A 21,602-nucleotide genomic window follows, 5' to 3' on the forward strand; every position below is an offset into this window, starting at 1 on the left:
CCACGAGCAGGGGAGTGCCGGTAGTAGAATCACCGGACTTATGTCCCGCTACGACCAGCATGACCTGGAACGCTGGGTACCGGAACCTCCCGGCAACCCGGAACGCAGCGCGTTCGAACGCGACCGGGCCCGGGTCCTCCACAGCGCCGCGCTGCGCAGGCTCGCCGCCAAGACCCAGGTCGTCGGCCCGGCCGAGCACCTCGGCGCCGGAGCCCACATCCCACGTACCCGGCTCACCCACTCGCTGGAGTGCGGCCAGGTCGGCAGGGAGATGGGCGCGACCCTCGGCGTCGACCCCGACCTGGTCGAGACCGCCTGCCTCGCCCACGACCTGGGGCACCCGCCGTTCGGGCACAACGGGGAGGTCGCGCTCAACGGGCTCGCCGGGCACTGCGGCGGGTTCGAGGGCAACGCGCAGAGCCTGCGCCTGCTGACCCGCCTGGAGGCGAAGGTCCTCACCGACGACGGCGGCAGCGCCGGGCTCAACCTCACGCGCGCCGCCCTCGACGCCTCCATCAAGTACCCGTGGACCTACGGGACCTCGCCCAAGTTCGGCGTGTACGACGACGACCTGCCGGTCTTCGCCTGGATCAGGGACGGCGCCCCCGAGGGCCGGGTCAGCTTCGAGGCGCAGATCATGGACTGGGCGGACGACGTCGCCTACTCCGTCCACGACCTCGAAGACGCCCTGCACGCCGGGCACGTCACCCCCGAGGCGCTGCGCTCGCCGCAGGAGCGCAGGCAGGTCTGCGAGCTCACCCGCGCCTGGTACGCCACGGACGCCGACCCGAACCGGCTCGAAGAGGTCTTCACCCGGCTCATCGCCGACCCGCTGTGGCCGCGCCGCTTCCACGCCACCCTCGCCGACCTGGCCGGGCTCAAAGCCCTCACCAGCGGGCTCATCGGACGCTTCTGCCGTTCGGCCCAGACCGCCACCATCGACGCCTACGGCTCCCGCCACCGCGCCGACCTCGTCGTACCCGACGACACCCGCCTGGAGTGCGCCCTGCTCAAGGGCGTCACCGCCCACTACGTGATGACCCGCGACGACCACCACGCCAACCAGGCCAGGCAGCGCGAGCTCATCACGGAACTCGCCGCGCTCATCACCCTGCGCGCCCCGGACACGCTCGAACCCGCCTTCCGGCCCGCCTACCTGAAGGCCGCCGACGACGCCGCCCGGGTGCGGGTCGTCATCGACCAGATCGCCTCCCTCACCGACACGTCGGCAGTCGCCTGGCACCGGCGGCTTTCCTGAGGGGCGCCGGGGGGCGGATACTGGCCCCCATGGCCACCTATGTGATCGTCGGTGCCGGCTTGGCGGGGGCCAAGGCGGCGCAGACCCTACGCGACGAGGGATTCGACGGGGAGATCATCCTCATCGGCGCGGAATCCGAACGACCCTATGAGCGTCCGCCCCTGTCCAAGTCCTACCTTCAGGGCAAGAGCGAACGAGAGAAGATCTTCGTCCATCCCCCCGAGTGGTACGCCGACAACGGCGTCACGCTGCGGCTCGGCGTCCGCGTCACCGGTCTCGACCGTGCCGGGCGCACGCTCACGCTGTCGGACGGCGGGTCGCAGACGTACGACAAACTGCTCATCGCGACCGGAGCGAACCCTCGGCGCCTGCCCGGCACCGCTCACTACCTGCGGACCGTGCAGGACAGCGAGGCGCTGCGGGCCGGGTTCCGCGAGGGCGCCCGCGTCGTCGTGGTCGGCGCCGGCTGGATCGGCCTGGAGAGCGCCGCCGCCGCCGTCAAGGCCGGATGCGCGGTCACCGTCGTCGAACCCGAGCCCGTGCCGCTCCACAAGGCACTCGGGCGCGAACTCGGCGACGTCTTCGCGAGCCTCCACCGCCGCAACGGCGTGGACCTGCGGCTTGGCACCGGCGTCGAGGAGATCGCCGAGGACGGCGTCCGCCTCACCACCGGCGAGCACCTGCCCGCCGACCTCGTCCTCGTCGGCATCGGCGCCGCGCCCGACCTCGCCCTCGCCGCCGACGCAGGGCTGGAGGTGCGCGAGGGCATCGTCACGGACGCCTCGCTGCGCACCTCCGACCCCGACGTGTACGCCGCAGGGGACGTCGCCGAGATCTACAACCCGCTCTACGGCAGGCACCTGCGCGTCGAGCACTGGGCCAACGCCCTCAACAGCGGCCCCGCCGCCGCCCGCGCGATGCTCGGCCAGGACGTCGTCTACGACCGGGTGCCGTACTTCTACACCGACCAGTTCGAGCTCGGCATGGAGTTCTCCGGCGACGTCGCGGGCTACGACGAGGTCGTCTACAAGGGCGACGTCGAAGGGCTCGAGTTCGTCGCCTACTGGCTCAAGGACGGCCGCGTCGTCGCCGGGATGAACGTCAACGTCTGGGACGTCGTCGGCGAGATCCAGGAGCTCATCCGCTCCCGTGTCACGGTCGAGTCGAAGGAACTACCGTCGGGTCCACGGTGAGCACCGGGCCGGGCTCGCTGCGCTTGCCCGGCCGCTTGCCCGGGTCCTTGGTGCCCTGCGGGGGCTTGCGCGAGGCGCACTGGACGGCGCAGGGCGGCGTCTCGCCGAGTTTGCGGCGCAGCTTGCGGGTCGCATCGCGCGGCGAGAGCGTCTTGTTGCCCGTGGACCAGGCATCCAGGTAGTCCCAGGGCCTGACCATGCCCCGCCTGACCCACCAGTGGGCGGGGCCGGTCTTCCACGAGATGGCGAAGTACAGGTTGGGCGCTGTGTTGCGAGCGTTGCCCGAATTGCCCACCCGGCCGAGCTCCTGGCCCGCCTTGACCCGTGTGCCGGGGGCCAGTCCCTCGGTGACCGAGTCGAGGTGGCCGCCCAGGTAGCGGACGCCGTCTTCGCCGACGATCGTGACGAACCTGCCCTCCCGGTCGGCGCCCCTGTCCGTGGACGGGCGCCACCGGTTGCGGGTGTTGACCTCGTCCACGACGCCGTCGATCGGGGCGACGAAGGCGCAGCCCTTGGCGGCCCAGATCGTCGTCTTCGGCAGCACCAGGAGCTTGCGCTGGTAGGTGGTGCGGCAGTCCTTCACCGGGAAGACGTAGGTGTACTTGGACACCTTGGGCGGCGGCACCTTGACCGGGTCGTCGCCCTTCGGGCGCTGCTCCTGCTGCGGGATCGCACCCTCACCGGACGGGGCGGCCGAGGTGGGAGAGGTGTTCGCCCGGGTCGTCTCGCCGCTCTGCGCACAGCCTGCGGCCAACGTCACAGCGGCGGCCGCCGCAGCCCATCGCCCCAAAAGCCCCGATCGCATGTGCTCCACCCGTATCCAGTGACAATTGCTCCCTTTGTAGCCGACTGGGGCACCCAGTACGACAGATTTCCCCGTAATGAGATCGGACTTCCCGGAGCGTACACGAAGCACTACAGATCCGGATATTTCGGACATGTCGGGATGGGGTGGTCGGCCGCCCGCATCCCTCGCTCCCCGGGACCGGAGGAATCTGTCGGAGGGCGGGAATAGACTCGGCCACGTGGCAGGCCGGATTCGAGATGTCGATATCGCGCTCGTACGCGAGCGTTCCCCCATCGCCGACGTGATCGGCGAGCACATCCAGTTGCGCAACGCCGGCGGCGGCAACCTCAAGGGCCTGTGCCCCTTCCACGATGAGAAGTCCCCCTCCTTCAACGTCACCCCCGAGCGCGGCATGTACTTCTGCTTCGGCTGCGGCGAGGGCGGCGACGTGATCACCTTCGTCGAGAAGATCGAGCATCTGCCGTTCGGCGAGGCCGTCGAACGGCTGGCCGGCCGAGCGGGCATCACCCTGCAGTACGAGCAGGGCGGCTACGTACCCAAGCGCGACCACGGCGAGCGCGCCCGGCTGGTCGAGGCGCACCGGGCGGCGGCCGAGTTCTACCGCGACAGGCTCCTGGCGCCGGAGGCGGCCATCGGCCGCAGGTTCCTGTCGGAACGCGGCTTCGAACGGGCCGACGCGGAGGTTTTCGGCGTCGGCTACGCGCCCAACGAGTGGGAGGTGCTCACCCGGCACCTGCTGGGGCGCGGGTTCACGGCGGCCGAACTCGTCAAGGGCGGGCTCGCCAAGGAGGGGCGGCGTGGCCCGATCGACCGGTTCAGGGGCCGCCTCATCTGGCCGATCCGCGACGCCACCGGCGATGTGATCGGCTTCGGCGCGCGCAAACTGATCGAGGCCGACGACGGCCCCAAATACCTCAACACCCCCGAATCGCCGCTCTACAAGAAGTCCCAGGTGCTCTACGGCATCGACCTGGCCAAGAAGGAGATCTCCAAACGCTCGCAGGCGGTCATCGTCGAGGGCTACACCGACGTGATGGCCTGTCACCTGGCGGGGGTGCCCACCGCCGTGGCCACCTGCGGCACGTCGTTCGGTGAGGAGCACATCAAGGTCCTGCGGCGTTTCCTGCTCGACCAGTCGGCCGCGACCGGTGAGGTGATCTTCACCTTCGACGGCGACGCGGCGGGGCAGAAGGCGGCGCTGCGCGCGTTCGCCGACGAGCAGAAGTTCGTCACCCAGACGTACGTCGCGATCCAGCCCGACGGGCTCGACCCCTGCGACCTGCGGATCAAGCAGGGCGACGCGGCCGTGCGCGACCTGGTCGCCAGCCGTGAGCCGCTGTTCCAGTTCGCCATCCGCTCCACGATCGCCCGCTACGACCTGCGCAGCAACGAGGGCAAGATCGCCGCACTCGACGCGGCCGCGCCGATCGTGGCCGGAATCAAGGACGTCGGGCTGCGCAAGCGCTACGCCATCGACCTCGACCGGTGGCTCGGCTTCATGGACGAGCGGTTCGTCATGCAGCGTATCGCCGAGGTCGGCGGCTCCCAGCAGCAGCGTCCGCAGCGCCAGCGGCGGGCCGCGCCGATCGACCCCAACGTGCGCGTCGAGGGCGAACTCCTCAAGCTCGCCGTCCAGCGGCCCGCGCTGCTCGGCCCGCGCTTCGACGCTCTCGACCCCCAGGCGTTCGCCTCGCCCGACCACCTCGTGCTCCACAGCGTGATCGTGGCGGCGGGCGGCGTGGCCGCCGCCGGTCACGGCGGGCGCGAGTGGGTCGACCGGCTGCTCGAACACGCGCCGGACGACGCCGCCCGTGGGCTGCTCACCCGCTTCGCCGTGGAGGCCATCCAGGCCGACTCGCACGTCGAGGAGCGGTACGGCGCCGCCATGCTGGCCGCCATCGAGGCGGTCTCCGTCGACCGGGCGATCGCCCAGGTCAAGTCGCGCATCCAGCGGCTCAACCCGGTGGAGGAGCAGCAGGAGTACAACAAGCTGTTCGGCGAACTGGTGGCGCTCGAACAACAGCGCCGGGTACTCCGCGAACGCGCCGCAGGCAGCTGACCGGCCCCTGTCCGGGAGTCGGCGACCTACCGGGTCGGCTGATCGCGCCCTGAGGAACGGGCCGGTCCCGCGTGGTGGCGATCGTGCCCCGGGGCGTGTCATCTTCCGGGGCTGTCTCCGAGGTCGCAGGGCCCCTCTGGCGGTTGGGGGCCGGGGTGTGGAGCGTCTGGTAAGGGGTTGTATGTCGGGATTTCGGATGGCGGTGCGGGCGTATGCGAGCGGGGTGTGTCATGGCAGGGGTGGGCGGGTGAATACCCGCTTTTCCCGATGAAGAATGCGGATCCCACGATGGATTGCGAGGTGTGTCATTCACCGTCGCGCCCATCAAATCAGGCAAGATCGTAATATCGCGACACCGTGCCCGCTAAGCACGCCGGCGAGCGTCTCGTGCGTGGCCGCCCGATCTCCGGAATCGACGTTACTCAAGGGAGAATCGCCGTACGGGCAGCTCTCACGCGACGCCCGGCGATGTCCACCGCCAGGCGCGCCGAACCGGGTCGCGTAATTGAGTTTACTTTCCTGATCAAACTCCGGCCAAACCTTATACCGATCTCAATTTGGTAAGGGTGCCCGCCTTACCTTCTGTGCCAAAAATGGGTCTGCCATTTTAAGCGACCAATACTGCAGACTGTGTCCCGTGGGTGCATCGGTGCTGCCAAGCAGACCGCCATCGGTAGATCAGGTGGCGGACCTCGTCGCGAAAGGAAGGGAGCGCGGAAGCGTAACCGTCGATGACGTTGCCGCCGCGCTCGACCGATCCGAGCTGCCGTCCGACGCGCTGGAACGCGTCGTGCGCATGCTCGCAGAGAACGGCGTGGAGGTCCTCGAGCCGCAGAGCGACGACGAGACCACTCGCGCCGACGAAGAGGACGTAGGCAAGCGCGCCCCTACCAGCGATCTTGTCCGCATCTACCTGCGCGAGATCGGCCGGGTGCCGCTGCTGACCGCCGAAGAGGAGGTGGAGCTCGCCAAGTCCATCGAAGCCGGCCTGTTCGCGGAGGACAAGCTGGGCAACGGAGTCTCCCGCCTGGCCTTCCCCGAGCTGCGCGAGCTCGTCTGGCAGGGCACTCGGGCCAAGCAGCGCCTGATCGAGGCCAACCTGCGGCTCGTGGTGTCGATCGCCAAGCGGTACGTGGGCAGGGGCATGCTCTTCCTGGACCTCATCCAGGAGGGCAACCTGGGCCTGATCAGGGCGGTCGAGAAGTTCGACTACACCAAGGGCTACAAGTTCTCGACGTACGCCACCTGGTGGATCCGCCAGGCGATCACGCGGGCGATAGCCGACCAGGCGCGCACGATCCGCATCCCGGTGCACATGGTGGAGACGATCAACAAACTGGTGCGTGTGCAGCGCCAGCTCCACCAGGACCTCGGCCGCGAGCCCGCGCCGGAGGAGATCGCCAAGGAGATGGACCTGCCGGTCGACCGCGTGGTGGAGATCCAGCGCATCGCGCAGGAGCCGGTCTCGCTCCAGTCGCCGATCGGCGAGGAGGACTCCGACCTCGGCGACTTCATCGAGGACGCCGACGCGGTCGTGCCGATGGAGGCGGCCGCGTTCATCATGTTGCAGGACCAGCTCGACGACATCCTCGCCACGCTGTCCGACCGTGAGCAGCGCATCATCCAGCTCCGGTTCGGGCTGTCCGACGGGCATCCGCGCACGCTGGAGGAGGTCGGCCGCGAGTTCGGCGTGACCCGCGAGCGCATCAGGCAGATCGAGTCGAAGACGCTGGCCAAGCTGCGCCACCCGACCCGGGCGCAGATGCTGCGCGACTACCTGGACTGACGGCTCCGCGCCCGGGACCGACCCCTCCCGGGCGCACCCGCCGCCTCAGGAACAGCCTTCGAACTGCGGGACCGACACCGTCGAGATGGGCAGGTCGGTCTTGCCGAACCACTTCTTCAGCAGCTTCTTGGCCGTGCCGTCCTGGTACATGCCGGTGATCGCCCGGTTGACGGCCTCGCAGCCCTCCACGTCCCCGAGCCGCATCCCGACGCCCGTGCGCTGCTCGTTGAACTGCGCGTTCACCAGCCGCAGCCCGGAACTCTCCGCAGCGAGCCCGGCGAGGATGACGTCGTTGGTGGTGACCGCGTCCACCTCGCCCGACAGCAGCCGCTCCATGCACGGCCCGTAGCTGTCGAACGGCACCAGCCGCGCCGCCACCTTGCGCTCCTCGACGACCCGCTGCCCGGCGTTGGAGCCCTTCACCTCGCAGATGCTGCGCCCGGCCAGGTCGCGCACGTTCTTGATCCGGGTCTCCCCCCGGCGTACCAGGATGTCCTGATACGATAGCTGGTACGGCCCGGCGAACAGCACCCGCTCCTTGCGGTCCTGCGTGATCGAGAACGTGGCCAGCACCATGTCGGCCCGCCCCGAGGTGAGGACCTTCTCGCGGTCGGCCGCGGTGACCGGCACGAAGACCGCCTTCTTGCCGAGCTTGCCGACGAGGTAGCGGGCCACGTCCACGTCGAAGCCCTCGACGGCGCCGGAGGGCCCGCGCGCGCCGATGCCGGGCAGGTCCACCCGGACCGCGACCCGGACGGTGTCGGCGGACAAGACGCCGTCGCCCGTGGCACCGCATCCCGCCAGCAGCCCGAGCAGGGCCAGCAGGGTGAGCGGGGTCAGCGCCGCGATCGGCAGCCGTCTCATCGGTACTCCCTCAGCCGTGGCCAGACTCCGATGACGACCAGGGCCACGATCGCCGCCATCCCGAAGGGCGCCAGCCGCCACAGCCCGGCCATGGCCTCGTCGCCCGAGGCCACCGCCCGGTCGAAGGTCGCCCGGTGGGCGGTGCCACGCTGGGCGAGGACGGTGTCGAGGGCGGCGTAGTCCTCGGCCAGCGGCCCGAGCTTGGTGGCGACGGCGGCCGCGCGGCGACCGGAGGTGTGCTCGGCGCGCATCCGCCCGTCGGTGGCGTGCAGTCGCCGGTAGCTCTTCATGATCTCGGCCCGGCCGCGCAGCATGCCGAGCCGGACGGGACCCTTGGCCCGCGCGAGCGTGGCGTGGTACGCCTCGACGTTGCCGCCCTCGGTGTAGACGAGGGACTGCGACTTGTCCAGGAAGGCGTGCTCGTAGGTGTCGGCCCGGTCCGGGTCGAGGAGGTATCTGGCCTGGTCGGCGTGCAGGCTGCCGGCGACGGCCCGCGCCCGCGACAGGGTGAGCATGGCGTCGAACCCGCCCTGCTTGGCCTCGTCCATGGCGGCCGAGTGGCCGGCCAGCGCCGACACCCCGGCGATCAGGAGGGCGAGCGTGAGGGCGGTGGCGGTCAGCAGCGGCGGCGACAGCGTCCTGCGGAAGCGCCGGGACAGCGTCACCTGGAGCGCCGCGAGCACGACGAGCGCGAGCCCGCCCGCGGCGAGCACCCCGTCGCGCAGCAGCCGTACGGTGAACCCGGTCTCGTCGTGGGTGCGGCGCACGATGGTGCCGCTCTCCAGCGTCAGGTTGTACGCCTTCGGCATCAGCTCCAGCCGCATCAGGTCGGTGGCCTGCCGGTAGACCTTGAGCACCGTCTCCGGAGGCGGCCCCGCCGCGTGCGCGGCCTGGGTGTCGAGCAGCATGGCCCGGCCCGCCAGCCACTCGTAGCGGCCGAGGCCGTCGAGCACGGACTGGATGGTCACCCGCTCCGCCGGGTCGTCCCCGGTGAGCTCGAACGCCTTCAGCAGTGCCTGGTTGGCCTCGGCGCGGCGCTGCTCGTAACGGGCCAGCGCGGCGGCGCGGCGGTCGCCGTACTCCCTGCCCATGAGCAGGACGTCGGCGACCTGGGCGTCCATGTCGCTGAGCCCGTGGTAGAGGCCGGCGGTCGCGAGGACCTGGGGGCCGGCGTCGCGGCCGACGACGCGCATGCCGTCGCCCGCGACCAGCCCGGCGGCGCCGACGAGCCCGAACAGCACGAGCAGCGACGCCAGCGTGAGGCCGGTCATGCGGGTGAGGCGCCGGGGCACGTTCACCCGCGTGGGGGAAGCGGCGGGGTGCTGCTGGACCACGGTCATGGCAGGCTCTCCCGGAGGGTGATCACGGTCCAGGCGCCGACGTGGATCCGGTCCCCTGCCCGTACGGCCACCGGCACGTTGACCTTGACCACCCGGTCGTTGACGAGGGTGCCGTTGGCCGAGCCCGGATCGACGAGATTCCAGCCGCCGTCGGCCCGCGCCAGGAGCACCGCGTGCAGGTGGGAGACCCCCGGATCCTGCGGCGGTCCGCTCAGGTCGATCTCGGGGGCGCTGTCGCGTGTACGGCTGTGCCTGCCGATGCGCACCTGGTCGCCGGACAGCGCGAACGAGCGCTCGGGACAGTACGGCGGGAACACCAGCCCGGCCGCGTCCGGCCCGCCTTCGGCGACGACCCGGTCGAAGTGGGCGCGGTCGGCGCCCGCCACGGCCTCCCAGCGGGCGGGGACGAGCCCGGCTGGCGGGAGCGGCGCGCTGCCTGAGTAGTCGTGCCCGCAGTCCTCGCAGAACTGCCCCGCCCGGGGCGCCTGGCAGATCGGACACGACTCGGCGGGCCCAGAAACAGAACCAGCAACGGGCGCGGGGCCCGGTTGCGGGCTCGCGGGGGTGGCGACGGCGGCGCCGATGGGCAGGCCGCAGGTGTCGCAGTACTCGTCGTCGGTCGACGGATGCCCGTCAGGGCAGGTCGCCATCAGCCCTCCTCGCTTCCGCGCAGCCTGCTGGTGCGCACGGAACCGGTGTCGAGTTCGATCTCGTCGGCCTTGTCGACGCCGCGCCGCAGTCGCGCGGTGCCGCCGGAGTCGATCTCGACGACCTTGTCGAGCAGCCGGGCGGTGTCCTCGCGCCCGGACTCGACGGCGATCTCCATGGCCTTGGCCAGGCGGGCGGTGGCGGTCGCGTCGTCCCCCGCCGCCCGCGCGCCGAGCCCCTCCTGGATGAGCTCGTGCAGTTCGGCCTGGCCGGTGTAGTGGGCGACCTTCTGGTTCAGCCGGGTGGACATCGCCAGGTCGTCGGTCCACTGGGCCAGCACGTTGCCGGTGGCGAAGACCTCCTGGGTGTCGGGCCGTACCAGCTTCACCCATCCGGCGCGGATCTCCTGCCCGACCTGGCCGGGCCGGTCGAGTTCGACGCACACGTGGTACTCGCGCTCCTCGGTGCCCCACGAGCCGGTCGGGTAGTCGCCGGTCAGCGGGTTGACGTCGGTCCGCTTGCCGGTGAGGTCCATGAGGACGGGGGAGACCTGCTTGACGAAGCGCACCCGCCCGCTCTGCGGCGCCCACACCCGCAGCGACAACTCGGCGACGGTCTTGCCCATGGACTGCTGGGTCAGGTCGCGGAAGTAGGCGGACAGGTCGGCCTGGTCCCGCACGAAGTCGAAGGTGCCGAGCAGCGCCTCCGCCACCTTGCGGAGCTGGGCCGGCACCCAGTCGTCGCCGACGCCGAGGCTGTCGCAGACGAACGCGCCCTCGCACGCCTTCAGCGCCCTGTCGAAGGCGCGGTCGGTCTCGTTGTTCTGCCCGTCGGTCATGAGGATGGCGTGCTTGATGGCCTCCGGCCGCTGCCGGAAGACCTTCTCGGCCAGGCCCAGCCAGACGCCCATGTTGGTGCCGCCGCCCGCCGACAGCCGCTTGACGGCCTCCTTCGCCTCCTTCCTGGTGCGGGGGTCGGACGTGGCCAGCCGCTCGCCCCTGGGGTAGACGACGACGGCGTCCTGGTTCCCGGCGATGACCGCGAAGTGCGCGCCGTCCCGCAGGGCGTCCACGGCGGCCGAGGCGGCCGCTCGCGCCTCGCGGATCTTGCTCCCGCCCATCGAGCCGGACACGTCCACGATGATGATCTCGGCGGCCTCCGCGCGGGCCGCCTCGGCGGTGACCGTGCCGGTCGAGGACACCGTGAGGACGGCGTGCACCTCGCGGCCGTCGGTCGAGAGGTACTTGTTCTGGTCGATGTGCACTATGAAGTCAGCCATGGGGGTCTCCTTGCGGGCTCACGGGGATCAGGACGAGCGTCACGTTGTCCCGGCCACCCGCGTCGAGGGCGTGCCTGAGCAGGTCGCGGGCCAGCTCGCGCGGCTGCCCGCCGTCCGGCACATGGCCCGCGAGGTAGCGGTAGAGGCCGTCTGTGCACACGCACAGCAGGCCGGGCGCGCTGGGGGCGAAGGAGCGCACGTGCGGCTCGACGGTTCCCGCGTCGGCGCCGAGCCAGGCGGTGAGCTGACCGGTGGGCACGGCGTCGTCCTCGGTCAGCCGCACCCAGCCGGGCAGCCAGTACGCCCTGCTGTCACCGGCCCAGGCGAGGGTGACGCGCCCGCCGCCGACGACGGCCGAGACGTACGTGCAGGCGGGCGCGTCCGAGGGGTCGGCGGTCAGCCCGGCGACGGCCGCCTGCGCCAGCTTGACGGCCTCCTGCGAGGAGCGTCCTCCGGCGAGGGCGGCGGCGGCCGTCCGCACCGCGGCCTCGGCCGCCTCGTCGGCGCGGGGCGAGGAGGCGACGCCGTCGCACACCACGGCGACGGTGGTGCCGCCGGTCTCCAGTAGCGCCATGGCGTCCTCGTTGCGGGCCCGCCGCAGCCCTCTGTCGCTCACGCCGGCCGCGCCGCCGTCCAGGTGGATCTCCTGGTGGTCGCGGTGGGTGGGCTGGCGCAGGCCGCAGCGCTCGCAGTAGCCTTCGGCGTCCACGGCCGGCGCGTCGCAGGAAGTGCAGGCGGGCGAGCCGAGCGGGTGCCCGCACGCCTCGCAGAAGGCGTCCTCGGGCAGGACCGGGGTCTCGCACAGAGGGCAGCGGCTCAAATCCAGCTCCTCGGGCGTACGGCGTTGGCCAGATCGACCAGTTCGTGGCGTTCCTCACGGGTGCCGGCGGAGGCGGCCAGGCGCCGGTAGAGGGCTTCGAGGGCGGTGCGCAGGCCCGGCTCGGTGAAGTCGGCCCCGGCCAGCGTGCTGCCCGCGAGCGGCGCGACGCGCTCCAGGCAGGTGAGCCCGGCGCGCATCACCTCGGCGGTCATGCGGTCGTGGCGGCGGCGGTCGAGTTCGGTCAGCTCGACGAGCCGGTCGGCCGCCCCCAGCAGCTCGTCCGGGCCGGAATCGAGGCGCCTGGCCCGGATCGCCACGCAGGCGAGCTGGGCCGCGTCGCGGTGGCTCGAACTGCGCGGCACCTGGTCGAGCACGTCGATCGCGCCCTGCGGGTCGTCGCGCCCGAGCAGCGTCCTGGCCAGGCCGAAGGCGGCGCCGACGTGGGAGCGGTCGGTCCGCCACACGAGCCGATACCAGGGCGAGGGGTCCTCACCCGAGGCTTCTAGGGCGAAGGCCAGAGCCAGCTTGGGCGCGGACTCACCGGGCAGCAGCGACACACAGGCGTCGAACGCCTTCACGGCCGCCCGCGCGTTTCCCGCCGCCAGATTGTTGACGCCGTCGTACCAGGTCAGCCGCCAGTCGCCGGGCTGGGTCGCGGCGGCCTGGGTGAGTTCGGCGGAGGCGGCCGCGAAGGAGTCGCCGCCCTGCTCGGCCAGCAGCCTGATCTTGGCGAGGGCCGTCTCCGGCGTCCTCGGCATCGCCTCCACGTTCGCGACGAGCGCGGCGGGATCCCTGCCGACCAGGCTGGCCAGCGCGCCCGCCGCCGGGTCGTCGGCGCGCACCAGCGGCACCGGTACGGCGCGGGCCGTACGCAGGGGGTCGAGGCCGGGCAGGACGCCCTGGCCCTCCGGCGCGAGGGCGGCGCCGGCCGCCAGCCGTTCGGGCCCGAACAGCCCGGACTGCGCCGGATAGGGGACGTTCTCCTCGGCGGCGGTGATCTCCCGCAGCACCCCGACGAGCTGCTCCTCCATCTCCCAGGCGCTCTGGAAGCGCTCGCCGGGCTCGCGGGCGGTGGCCCGGCGCAGCAGCCGGGCGAACGACTCGTGCCCGCAGTCGTCGGGCAGCGGGTTCTCCTTGCCGCTCCTGGCCGGGCTGAATCCGGGCACCGCCAGCACCGCGAGCGTGCGCGCCACCGTGTACAGGTCGGAGGTGACGGAGGAGGGCAGCCGGTCCAGCTCGGGCGCGTGGTAGCCGACCGTCACCCAGCTCGTCCCCGGCGGCGAGCCCAGCCGCTGGACCGCCCCCAGGTCGATGATCTTGAGTCGTCTGCCCACCCGGATCACGTTGGCGGGCTTCAGGTCGCAGTAGACGAGCCCCTGCTCGTGCAGGTAGCCGAACGCGCGCAGGATCTCCCTGCCGTACTGCAGCGCCTCGCGCAGCGGCAGCGTGCCCTGGCGGCGCAACTGGAGCAGCGACTGGCCGCCGACGTACTCCATGACGATGTAGCCGTGCCCGTCGTGCCGCTGGAAGGTGTGGATGTCCACGATGTTGGGGTGGTCGACGGAGGTCAGGAAGCGCCGCTCGGCCTCCGCCGCCGCCAGCGCCTCCGGGTCGGAGGTGTTGAGCAGGCCCTTGAGCACCACGATGCGGCCGTCGAGGTTCTCGTCCCCGGCCAGGTAGATCCAGCCGAGGCCGCCGTGCGCGATCGCCCCCCGTACCCGGTACTGCCCGGCGACCAGGTCGCCGGGCCGGAGCTTCGGGCTGAAGGAGAAGGCGGTACGGCAGTGCGGGCAGAACCCGTCCGTACGCCCCGGGCGGCCGTCCCGGCTGCGCCCCACCGGCTTGCCGCAGCCGGTGCAGAAGCGCTTGTCCTCGGGCACCTGGGGATCCGAGAGGATCACGTCGTCCGGTTCGACGTAGGGGGCGGGCGGCAGGTTCTCCAGCGAGTCGGCCAGCCGCCCGCCGGTCGGCCTGCTCAGGGGCCCGCTGACGGGTCCGCTGAGCGGTCCGCTCACGGGCCCGCTGAGCGGACCGCTCAGCGGGGCGCTCATCGCGGACGTCTGCGGCTGGGCCGCGACGGGGTCCGCCGCGTGCCCGCACAGGTCGCAGTAGCCCTCGTCGATCGTGCCCGTGCAGCCGGGCTGCGCGCAGGCGGTCATCGGCCCCCTCCGGTGATGGCGTGCTGGTACCGCTCAACGGCCGCCGCCGCCTCGCGCAGGTCGCAGGGCGCGCTCCACAGCAGCGCCCGCGCCCGCTCGTGCAGGGCGCAGGCGCGCTCGTCCTCGGCGCGGCCGGTGCGCTCGGCCTTGGCCTGTACGGCCAGCAGCCGCCCCCGTAACTCGTCGCGGCGGGCCACCAGGCCGAGCAGCGCCGTGGCGGCGGCCCTTGCCTGCTCGGCGGCCCGAGTGCTGTCGCCTTCGAGCGCGGCCAGCGTCCGCTGCCTGGACAGCCAGCCCTCGCCGGAGGCGTCGAGGCCGCTCAGCCGGGCGGCCAGTTCCGCGCTCCGCTCACGCGGCGCCGCCGACGGCGGCAGGGCGATCTTCACGACCACCCGGCCGTAGGCCAGCCGGGCCTGCGCCTCCGCGTGCCTGACGTCCTCGATGGCGGCCAGCAGCCGCTCGCGCCGCTCCGGGTAGCCCCGCCGGGCGGCCAGCGCCCGTTCCAGGTCGGCGCGGGCGGCCGCGACCAGTTCGCCCACCCGGTCGAGTTCGGCCGTGTGCGGCGCGGTGCCGATCGGGTCCTCGACGACGTTGGCCCGCAGGCGTGCGAGATCGCCCTCGACGGCGCCCGGCCGCAGGCTCTCGCCGAGTTCGCGTTGCAGCTCGGCCACGGCCCGCAGATCGCCCTCCGCCTGCCGCAACCTCGGGAGTACCGGGTTCCAGATCGAGTCGACCGCCTGCATCGCCGCCGTGACCACCCCGAACGCGATGTCCATGCGCGCCACGGCCTGGTCCAGCGTCAGCGTCTCGGCCTCGTCCGCCTCACCCAGGGCGCGCTGCTCCAGCGGCCGGCGCGCGCTCTCCAGCACCACGCTCGGCCCGCCCAGCAGCCGGGTCAGCTCGCTCAGCTCGGCCATGCCCGGCGTCCTGCGGCGCGCCCTGACCGCCTCGGCCTCGTCCAGCACCGCGGCGTACCGGTCGAACAGCGCCCACATCCGGGCCGCCGCCTGCCGCGCGTCGTTCCACGCGCGCTCGGTCGCGCCGCGCAGCGACGCGCCCTTGAGCAGTTGGAACGTGGTGTGCGTGTCCAGGTCGAGCAGGTCGGCCGAGATCCGGTCGCGCTCCTGGCGGCGGGCGGCCAGTTCGTGCTCGGCGCCCTCGGTGCTCATGGGTGGGCCCAGACTCATCACGCTTCCGTTCGGACCAGGTAGGGGGGGGACCCTGACTTGTCCCTGATTCAACCCTGTGGCGCCTGCATTTGGCTTGAATCTGCTCGTAACGTCTTGGGCATGGGACGAATTCTGCTGGTCATCGCCGCGATCATCGCGGCCTTCATCCTGCTGGGCCCGCTCGTCGGGCTGATCTTCACACTGATCAAGTGGGCGCTCGTCGCGGGGCTCGTGGTTCTCGGCGTCGTCGTCGTCAAGCGGGTGCTCGACGGCACGCGGCACGGGTAGCGCCGGTCGGGCGCAACGGCCGCGTCGTCGCGGTGCCCCGCCCGCGCGCCCGTGGGGCGGCGCCCCTCAGCAGGGGTGCGCGGGGCGGGGTGGGCGGGGCCTTGCCGTGATGAGGGCCGTAATGGGGTCTGTCCTAGCGCTCCGAAGGAGCGCATAGTGGGTTGATGGAAGCGCGGCCCGCGGTCGACGACGCCGCGCTCGGGCGTGAGGCCATGGCCGTGCTCGACGCGAACTGGACGGGGACCGCCACCGTGCCCGCCCCCGGCCTGTACCCCCACCAGTGGAGCTGGGACTCCGCCTTCGTCTCCATCGGCCTGGCCCGCCACCGCCCCGACCGCGCGCAGGCCGAGCTCGCCGCGCTCCTCAGCGGCCAGTGGGCCACCGGCATGGTGCCCCACATCGTCTTCCGCACCCCCGAGGCGTACTTTCCCGGCCCCGCCGTCTGGTGCTCGCACGACCACCCCGCCGCCCCCGCCTCGGTGCTCACCTCCGGGCTCACCACCCCGCCGCTGCACGCGCTCGCCGTGTGGTGGCTGTGGCGGCACACCGGCGACGCCGCCGTCGTCCGACGCCTCTACCCGGCCCTGGCCGCCCAGCACGCCTACCTCGCCACCGCCCGCGACCTCGGCGGTTCCGGGCTCGCCGCGATCGTGCACCCGTGGGAGTCCGGCATGGACGACAGCCCCGCCTGGGACGCCGCGCTCGCCGCCCTGCCCGAGATCGGGTACGGCCACCGAGGCCCGCGCCTCGCCGAGCGACGCCTCGACAGCGACCAGGACCGCTACGTCTGGCTGGCGCTGCGCTACCGCGACGCCGGCTACCGCGCCGGCTACCTTCGCGACGAGCACCCGTTCGCCGTCGAGGACCCGCTGTTCAACGGCGTGTGGCTGGCCTCCTGCGAGGCCCTGGCCGAACTCGCGCCGGTCGCGGGCGCCGACGCCGCACCCCACGCCGAGCAGGCGGCCCGCATCAGGAGCGCGCTCGTCGAACGCCTGTGGGACGGCTGCTTCTACCCCCGCGACCTGCGTTCCGGCCGGCTGGTGCGGGTCTGCACCGTCGGCGCGTTCGGGCCCATGCTCGACCCCGGCCTGCCCGCCGCACAACTGCGCGGCCTGCTGGAGGTCCTGGAGTCGGCCCGGTTCATGGGCGCGACCGGCTACCCGGTGCCGAGCTGTGAGATCCGCGCCGCCCAGTTCGACCGCACGAGGTACTGGCGCGGCCCCTCCTGGGTCAACACCAACTGGCTGCTGCGCCGGGCCGCCGCCGTCCACTCCCTCGACCACTTGGGCCGCCAGCTCTCGGCGGGCACCCTGCGACTGGTCAGGCAGGCCGGATTCCGCGAGTGCTTCGACCCGTTCGACGGCAGCGGCCGAGGGTGCCGGGACTTCTCCTGGAGTGCGGCGCTCACCCTGGACCTGCTCGCCGATAGCGTGGAGGGATGAACATCCTGCGCCGCCTGCCCGCCGACGTCCGCAAGGCCCTGGCCACCGAGCCGGGCGAACGGGTGCTCGCCTTCGCCTCCTCCGGCGAGGGCTACCTGGTGGCCACGAACCTCGCGCTGTACCTGCCCGACGGGGTGCGGGTGCCGTACGAGGAGGTCGACCGGGCCTCCTGGGACGAGAGCGGGCTGAAAGTGGCGCTGATCGCCGGCGCCGAGCACCGCGTGCCCGTCACGGAGCCGCGCCGGGTGCCGGAGACGCTGCGCGAGCGCGTCAACGCGACCATCGTCGTCAACAAGCACGTCATGCTGCCCGGCCGAGGGGGAGTACGGCTGGTCGCCCGCCGCCGCCCCGGCGGCGAGGTCAAGGAATGGACCCTCGTCTTCGACGAGGGTCTCGACCCCGACGACCCCGGTGTACGGGCCCAGGCCGAGCAGGCGCTGGAGGGGCTGCGGCGGAGCATGGGCGTCTAGCGTCAGTACGGCAGGCCGCTCTCCTCGGGTTTGCGTTCCTCCTCCGGCCAGCCGGTGCCGGTGCCGTCGCGCGACGCCAGGAACGGCACCCGTTCGCGCACCTTGTCCTTGGCGACGTCGGCCGCCTTCGTGACCTGCGCGCCCACCAGCCCGGCCGCCCCCTGGACCGTCGGGTTGTCGGCCACCCGCCGGGCGGCTCGCTTGATCTGTTCGTAGCGTTCGCGCCCCGCACGGCTGCCCAGCACGTAGCCGACGGCCAGCCCGGCGACGAACGTCATCCGGTACCGCATCTTCCACCTCCGCAGTCGGGCCTACCCGCTAAGGATGCGACACGCACTCCGGGAGTGCGCTAATCTATTCATGCGCCGAACGGACAGGCCAAAGCCTCGAAGACCCGGCGCCGAGATCGATCCCGTGTAGCTCAACCGGCAGAGCAGCCGGCTGTTAACCGGCAGGTTATAGGTTCGAGTCCTATCGCGGGAGCGTCACGACAAAGGGCCCCTCAGTCGAGGGGCCCTTTTCGCATGCGCCGACAGGGCCACCGCGGCCACCCGGGCCGAGCGTCGTCAGCGCCGGTTCTTCTCAGGTCTTCCGGCAAGCCCCCTCGGTCACCCTTTGTGGCTGCAAGGTCACTGTGTTTTCGATTTTGCGGGACAAATCCGTGTTCGACGGTGAAAGATGGGCGCGGAAAGTGCCGCGGAGCGAAGGCGGTGCGGAGAGGGCGCCGCCGCCAGGACGTGTCACCGGCCCGGAAACCGGAGACGCGATCCGTGTCGTGGAATGCGTTGGTTGCCGAGTGCGAACCTGGATCAGCTCCCGTCCCGTCGATACCGCCTGCCCGGACACCCCTGTCGTCCTGCGCGAGGCGGAGCGTTTCCTCAGACAGTTCCACGCCGAGAACCCCGCCGCAGACCCCGGGGACCGCCTGCGGCAGGTGGCGGCGGAGGTGGCCCGTCGCGGCACCTACACCCACACCCCGGCCGAACTCGCCTACGGCGCCCGCGTCGCCTGGCGCAACAGCAGCCGATGCATCGGCCGCCTGTACTGGCGCTCGCTGAAGGTCCGTGACCGGCGCGAGGTCACGGCGCCGCAGGAGGTGGCGGCCGAGTGCGCGGAGCACCTGCGCGAGGCCACCTGTGGCGGACGGATCCGCCCGGTCATCACGGTCTTCGCGCCGGAGGCCCCGGGCCGCCCGGCGCCGAGGATCCTGAACGATCAGCTCATCAGGTACGCCGGGCACCGCCGGGCCGACGGCTCGCTCGTCGGGGACCCGGCCCAGGCCGCGCTCACCGCCCTGGCCCGCGAACTCGGCTGGAGGGGCGGGGCCGGGCCTTTCGACGTGCTGCCCCTGGTGATCAGGCCCGGGTACGGCGAGCCCCGGCTGTTCCCCCTGCCCGGGGACGCGGTGCTGGAGGTGCCGCTGGCCCATCCCGCGCACCCGTGGTTCGCGGAACTCGGGCTGCGCTGGCACGCCGTACCGGCGATCTCCGGCATGTGCCTGGAGATCGGCGGCGTGTGCTATCCGTGCGCGCCCTTCAACGGCTGGTACATGGGGGCCGAGATCGGCGCGCGCAACCTGGCCGACGCCGACAGGTACGACCTGCTGCCCGAGGTCGCCGTACGGCTCGGCCTCGACACCTCCACCGAGCGCTCGCTCTGGCGCGACCGGGCGCTCGTCGAGCTGAACGTGGCCGTCCTGTACTCCTTCGAGCGCGCCGGGGTGACGATGACCGACCACCACACCGAGTCGCGCCGGTTCCTCACCCACCTGGAACGTGAGGAGCAGGCCGGTCGGGTCTGCCCTGCCGACTGGTCGTGGATCGTGCCGCCGATCTCGGGCGGCGCCACCCCGGTCTTCCACCGCTACTACGACGAGGCCGCGCTGACCCCCGCCTTCGTGCCCCGGCACTGAGGTTCTTGCGCCCCTTGGCCAGAAGATGATTCTGTTGACGGTATGTCCGAGCTCGTACTGTCAGAGATCGACCAGGGCGTGCTGACGCTGACGTTCAACCGGCCCGAGCGGCTCAACGCGTGGACGGACGCCCTGGGACGGCGGTACTTCGACCTGCTGGCGGAGGCCGAACGGAACCCGGACGTCCGGGCCGTCGTGGTGACCGGCGCGGGCCGGGGCTTCTGCTCGGGCGCCGACTTCGAGACGCTCGGCGCGCTCCGGGACGGCACCTACGACCACACCCCGGACCCGAGGCCCGCCACGTACCCGACGACGATCGGCAAGCCGGTCATCGCCGCCGTCAACGGGGCCTGCGCCGGGCTCGGCATGGTCCACGCGCTCGTCTGCGACCTGGTCTTCACCGCGGAGGACGCCAAGTGGACGACCGCGTTCGCCCGGCGCGGACTGATCGCGGAGTACGGCCTGGCCTGGATCCTGCCCCGGTTGATCGGCCAGCAGCGCGCGCTGGACATCCTGCTGTCCGGCCGGGTGTTCACCGGTGCGGAGGCTCGCGAGCTGGGGCTGGCCGTCCGGGCGGTGCCGGGGGACCGGCTCCTGGACGAGACCTGGGCCTACGCGCGCGAGCTGGCCGTCCACAGCTCGCCCGCCTCGATGGCGGTCATCAAGCGGCAGGCGTGGCGGGACTGGGACGTGACGCTGGCGGAGTCGGAGAAGGCCGCCGTCGCGGAGATGCTGGCCTCGTTCGGCCGCCCGGACTTCGCCGAGGGGGTGTCCGCCTTCCTGGAACGCCGCCCGCCGCGCTTCCCGCCGCTCGGATAGCGCTCGGGTGGGCGCGGGGGCTCAGGTCGTGCGCAGTGGTGCGGCGGGGCGGGAGATCGCCCCCTCGGGTGAGAAGAAGCGCTGGTCGATCCGGTCGAGGGCGAAACCGGCCGCGCCCAGGACCACGCACTCGTCGCCGAGCGTCGAGGACCTGACCTGGGGCACGCGCAGGCAGTGCGGCTCCAGCGCCCGCCGCAGCGGACCGAGCAGGACGTCGGCCGAGCGGGAGAAGCCGCCGCCGAGCACCACCAGCTCGGGATCCAGAGTGAGCACCATCGCCGCCGTGCCCAGCGCCAGGTCCTCGGCGTAGGCGCGGACGGCCGCCTTCGCCGCCGCGTCGCCCCGGCGGGCCGCCCCGAAGACCAGCGCGGCGGCGTCCTCCGGCGGCGCCCCCTCGGCCACGGGGCACTCCTCCAGATGCCGGGCCATGTCCGGCCAGCCGGTGACGCGCAGCAGCCCGACCTCACCGGTGCCGCCGCCGTACCCGTGGTACAGGCGGCCGTCGAGGATGAGCGCCGCGCCCGGACGGCGGCCCGCGTGCAGGTAGACCAGGTCGCGCACGCCCGCTGCGACGCCGAACCGCTGCTCCGCCAGGGCGGCCAGCTTGCTGTCGTTCTCGACGGCGATCGGGCAGGGCAGCAGCTCGGCGAGGTGGCCGAGCAGGTCCGCGCCCTGCCAGTCGGGCAGCGCCTCGACCCGGGTGATCTCGCCCTGCCGGTTGACCACGCCCACGGTGCCCGCGGCCACGCCCCACATGTCCGCGGGGGTCAGCCCGGCGGCGACCATCGCGGCCTCGACGGCCCGGCTCACGGCGTCGAGCCGGGCGGCCCGGCCGGCGCCGGCGTCCACCGAGATCCGGCCGCTGGCGATCATGTGGCCGCTCAGGTCGGTGACGGCGGCCAGGATCTTGTGCACCCCTATGTCGATGCCGAGCGCGTGGCCCGCGTCCGCGCGGAACCGGTAGCGGCGGGCCGGTCTGCCCATGCTGCCGGGGGCGGGCTCGACCTCGGCGATCCACCCTCGTTCGCGCAGGTCGCCCGCCACGTCCACGATGGATCCCCTGGACAGGCCGGTGATCGCGGCCAGCTCAGTGAGCGTCAGCGGACGGCGCGCGGCGCGCAGGGCGCGGATGCTGCTGAGCGAATTGAGCTGGCGCAGCCGCTGGAGGTCTCCGCCGCTCACCTGCGCCCGATCGTCCCTCACTAATGATGCACTCCTCAATATGTACGGCCGCCACACGACGGATCATTCTGATTCTAGGACTTGATCACGGCGTGTAGGGCAGAGT

Annotated in this window: 19 protein-coding genes and 1 tRNA gene; 10 read left to right on the plus strand and 10 right to left on the minus strand. The window is 72.3% G+C overall.

The features are described from left to right. The first annotated feature begins 40 nt into the window (after nt 1-40). Both ABD120_RS16655 and ABD120_RS16660 read left to right on the plus strand, forming a co-directional pair. Nucleotides 41-1,258, plus strand: a complete 1,218-nt coding sequence (locus tag ABD120_RS16655; protein ID WP_343950801.1) for a deoxyguanosinetriphosphate triphosphohydrolase — start codon at nt 41-43, stop codon at nt 1,256-1,258. 29 nt (nt 1,259-1,287) lie between these two features. Continuing rightward, nucleotides 1,288-2,451, plus strand: a complete 1,164-nt coding sequence (locus ABD120_RS16660; RefSeq protein WP_343950802.1) for an NAD(P)/FAD-dependent oxidoreductase — start codon at nt 1,288-1,290, stop codon at nt 2,449-2,451. Here ABD120_RS16660 and ABD120_RS16665 read toward each other — a convergent pair. Further along, a complete protein-coding gene (locus ABD120_RS16665) occupies nt 2,411-3,256 on the minus strand; it encodes a M23 family metallopeptidase (RefSeq protein WP_343950803.1) in 846 nt (281 codons plus the stop codon). The two genes, ABD120_RS16660 and ABD120_RS16665, sit on opposite strands and share 41 nt — an antisense overlap. A gap of 220 nt (nt 3,257-3,476) precedes the next feature. Between ABD120_RS16665 and dnaG the strand changes: the two genes are divergently transcribed. Next, the gene (gene dnaG / locus ABD120_RS16670; RefSeq protein WP_343950804.1) at nt 3,477-5,318 is read left to right on the plus strand and encodes a DNA primase; all 1,842 of its coding nucleotides are present in this window, start codon (nt 3,477-3,479) and stop codon (nt 5,316-5,318) included. A gap of 682 nt (nt 5,319-6,000) precedes the next feature. Then, nucleotides 6,001-7,104, plus strand: a complete 1,104-nt coding sequence (rpoD, locus tag ABD120_RS16675; protein WP_425563980.1) for an RNA polymerase sigma factor RpoD — start codon at nt 6,001-6,003, stop codon at nt 7,102-7,104. A 45-nt stretch (nt 7,105-7,149) separates the two neighbouring features. Here the strand turns inward: rpoD and ABD120_RS16680 are convergent, their stop codons facing one another. From ABD120_RS16680 to ABD120_RS16710, 7 genes are read right to left on the minus strand one after another with little or no spacing between them, the layout of a single operon-like run. Continuing rightward, a complete protein-coding gene (locus ABD120_RS16680; RefSeq protein WP_343950805.1) occupies nt 7,150-7,968 on the minus strand; it encodes a transporter substrate-binding domain-containing protein in 819 nt (272 codons plus the stop codon). Then, nucleotides 7,965-9,308 (minus strand): hypothetical protein, encoded by a 1,344-nt coding sequence (locus ABD120_RS16685; RefSeq protein ID WP_343950806.1) that lies wholly within the window; start codon nt 9,306-9,308, stop codon nt 7,965-7,967. The genes ABD120_RS16680 and ABD120_RS16685 overlap by 4 nt, the downstream gene beginning before the upstream one ends. Continuing rightward, nucleotides 9,305-9,958, minus strand: coding sequence for an FHA domain-containing protein (locus tag ABD120_RS16690; RefSeq protein WP_343950807.1), 654 nt, complete (start codon nt 9,956-9,958; stop codon nt 9,305-9,307). Before ABD120_RS16690 ends, ABD120_RS16685 begins: the two co-directional genes overlap by 4 nt. Then, nucleotides 9,958-11,235: a VWA domain-containing protein gene (locus ABD120_RS16695; protein WP_343950808.1), complete on the minus strand. Its 1,278-nt coding sequence runs from the start codon at nt 11,233-11,235 to the stop codon at nt 9,958-9,960. The genes ABD120_RS16690 and ABD120_RS16695 overlap by 1 nt, the downstream gene beginning before the upstream one ends. After that, on the minus strand, nt 11,228-12,055 hold the full coding sequence (locus ABD120_RS16700) for a PP2C family protein-serine/threonine phosphatase (RefSeq protein WP_343950809.1): 828 nt from the start codon (nt 12,053-12,055) through the stop codon (nt 11,228-11,230). Before ABD120_RS16700 ends, ABD120_RS16695 begins: the two co-directional genes overlap by 8 nt. After that, complete coding sequence (locus ABD120_RS16705; protein WP_343950810.1) at nt 12,052-14,214, minus strand: tetratricopeptide repeat protein; 2,163 nt, start codon at nt 14,212-14,214, stop codon at nt 12,052-12,054. The genes ABD120_RS16700 and ABD120_RS16705 overlap by 4 nt, the downstream gene beginning before the upstream one ends. After that, complete coding sequence (locus tag ABD120_RS16710) at nt 14,211-15,383, minus strand: hypothetical protein (RefSeq protein ID WP_343950811.1); 1,173 nt, start codon at nt 15,381-15,383, stop codon at nt 14,211-14,213. The genes ABD120_RS16705 and ABD120_RS16710 overlap by 4 nt, the downstream gene beginning before the upstream one ends. A gap of 120 nt (nt 15,384-15,503) precedes the next feature. Between ABD120_RS16710 and ABD120_RS16715 the strand changes: the two genes are divergently transcribed. The 3 genes from ABD120_RS16715 to ABD120_RS16725 all read left to right on the plus strand — a co-directional run bounded on the left by ABD120_RS16715 (nt 15,504) and on the right by ABD120_RS16725 (nt 17,583). Beyond that, on the plus strand, nt 15,504-15,671 hold the full coding sequence (locus ABD120_RS16715) for a hypothetical protein (protein WP_343950812.1): 168 nt from the start codon (nt 15,504-15,506) through the stop codon (nt 15,669-15,671). 164 nt (nt 15,672-15,835) lie between these two features. Further along, the gene (locus tag ABD120_RS16720) at nt 15,836-17,113 is read left to right on the plus strand and encodes an amylo-alpha-1,6-glucosidase (protein ID WP_343950813.1); all 1,278 of its coding nucleotides are present in this window, start codon (nt 15,836-15,838) and stop codon (nt 17,111-17,113) included. Continuing rightward, nucleotides 17,110-17,583: a hypothetical protein gene (locus ABD120_RS16725; protein WP_343950814.1), complete on the plus strand. Its 474-nt coding sequence runs from the start codon at nt 17,110-17,112 to the stop codon at nt 17,581-17,583. Before ABD120_RS16720 ends, ABD120_RS16725 begins: the two co-directional genes overlap by 4 nt. Before the next feature lie 2 nt (nt 17,584-17,585). Here the strand turns inward: ABD120_RS16725 and ABD120_RS16730 are convergent, their stop codons facing one another. Then, nucleotides 17,586-17,873, minus strand: a complete 288-nt coding sequence (locus ABD120_RS16730; RefSeq protein ID WP_343950815.1) for a YtxH domain-containing protein — start codon at nt 17,871-17,873, stop codon at nt 17,586-17,588. Between the two features lie 120 nt (nt 17,874-17,993). Here ABD120_RS16730 and ABD120_RS16735 point away from each other — a divergent pair. The 3 genes from ABD120_RS16735 (at nt 17,994) to ABD120_RS16745 (ending at nt 20,314) form a co-directional block, all read left to right on the plus strand. Beyond that, nucleotides 17,994-18,066, plus strand: a tRNA-Asn gene (locus ABD120_RS16735). A 313-nt stretch (nt 18,067-18,379) separates the two neighbouring features. Further along, nucleotides 18,380-19,495, plus strand: coding sequence for a nitric oxide synthase oxygenase (locus ABD120_RS16740; protein WP_343950816.1), 1,116 nt, complete (start codon nt 18,380-18,382; stop codon nt 19,493-19,495). A 42-nt stretch (nt 19,496-19,537) separates the two neighbouring features. Then, on the plus strand, nt 19,538-20,314 hold the full coding sequence (locus tag ABD120_RS16745) for an enoyl-CoA hydratase-related protein (RefSeq protein WP_343950817.1): 777 nt from the start codon (nt 19,538-19,540) through the stop codon (nt 20,312-20,314). A 21-nt stretch (nt 20,315-20,335) separates the two neighbouring features. Here ABD120_RS16745 and ABD120_RS16750 read toward each other — a convergent pair whose 3' ends face one another. Beyond that, entirely contained in the window at nt 20,336-21,517 is a 1,182-nt protein-coding gene (locus ABD120_RS16750) for an ROK family protein (protein ID WP_343950818.1), read from the minus strand. Nucleotides 21,518-21,602 lie beyond the last annotated feature (85 nt).

This window comes from Nonomuraea longicatena (assembly GCF_039525605.1).
GTDB lineage: Bacteria > Actinomycetota > Actinomycetes > Streptosporangiales > Streptosporangiaceae > Nonomuraea > Nonomuraea longicatena.

Coding starts and splice junctions, on each gene's coding strand:
- ABD120_RS16655 (WP_343950801.1), top strand. CDS start 41: ATGTCCCGCTACGACCAGCATGACCTGGAACGCTGGGTACCGGAACCT.
- ABD120_RS16660 (WP_343950802.1), top strand. CDS start 1,288: ATGGCCACCTATGTGATCGTCGGTGCCGGCTTGGCGGGGGCCAAGGCG.
- ABD120_RS16665 (WP_343950803.1), bottom strand. CDS start 3,256: ATGCGATCGGGGCTTTTGGGGCGATGGGCTGCGGCGGCCGCCGCTGTG.
- ABD120_RS16680 (WP_343950805.1), bottom strand. CDS start 7,968: ATGAGACGGCTGCCGATCGCGGCGCTGACCCCGCTCACCCTGCTGGCC.
- ABD120_RS16685 (WP_343950806.1), bottom strand. CDS start 9,308: ATGACCGTGGTCCAGCAGCACCCCGCCGCTTCCCCCACGCGGGTGAAC.
- ABD120_RS16690 (WP_343950807.1), bottom strand. CDS start 9,958: ATGGCGACCTGCCCTGACGGGCATCCGTCGACCGACGACGAGTACTGC.
- ABD120_RS16695 (WP_343950808.1), bottom strand. CDS start 11,235: ATGGCTGACTTCATAGTGCACATCGACCAGAACAAGTACCTCTCGACC.
- ABD120_RS16705 (WP_343950810.1), bottom strand. CDS start 14,214: ATGACCGCCTGCGCGCAGCCCGGCTGCACGGGCACGATCGACGAGGGC.
- ABD120_RS16710 (WP_343950811.1), bottom strand. CDS start 15,383: ATGAGCACCGAGGGCGCCGAGCACGAACTGGCCGCCCGCCGCCAGGAG.
- ABD120_RS16715 (WP_343950812.1), top strand. CDS start 15,504: ATGGGACGAATTCTGCTGGTCATCGCCGCGATCATCGCGGCCTTCATC.
- ABD120_RS16720 (WP_343950813.1), top strand. CDS start 15,836: ATGGAAGCGCGGCCCGCGGTCGACGACGCCGCGCTCGGGCGTGAGGCC.
- ABD120_RS16725 (WP_343950814.1), top strand. CDS start 17,110: ATGAACATCCTGCGCCGCCTGCCCGCCGACGTCCGCAAGGCCCTGGCC.
- ABD120_RS16730 (WP_343950815.1), bottom strand. CDS start 17,873: ATGCGGTACCGGATGACGTTCGTCGCCGGGCTGGCCGTCGGCTACGTG.
- ABD120_RS16745 (WP_343950817.1), top strand. CDS start 19,538: ATGTCCGAGCTCGTACTGTCAGAGATCGACCAGGGCGTGCTGACGCTG.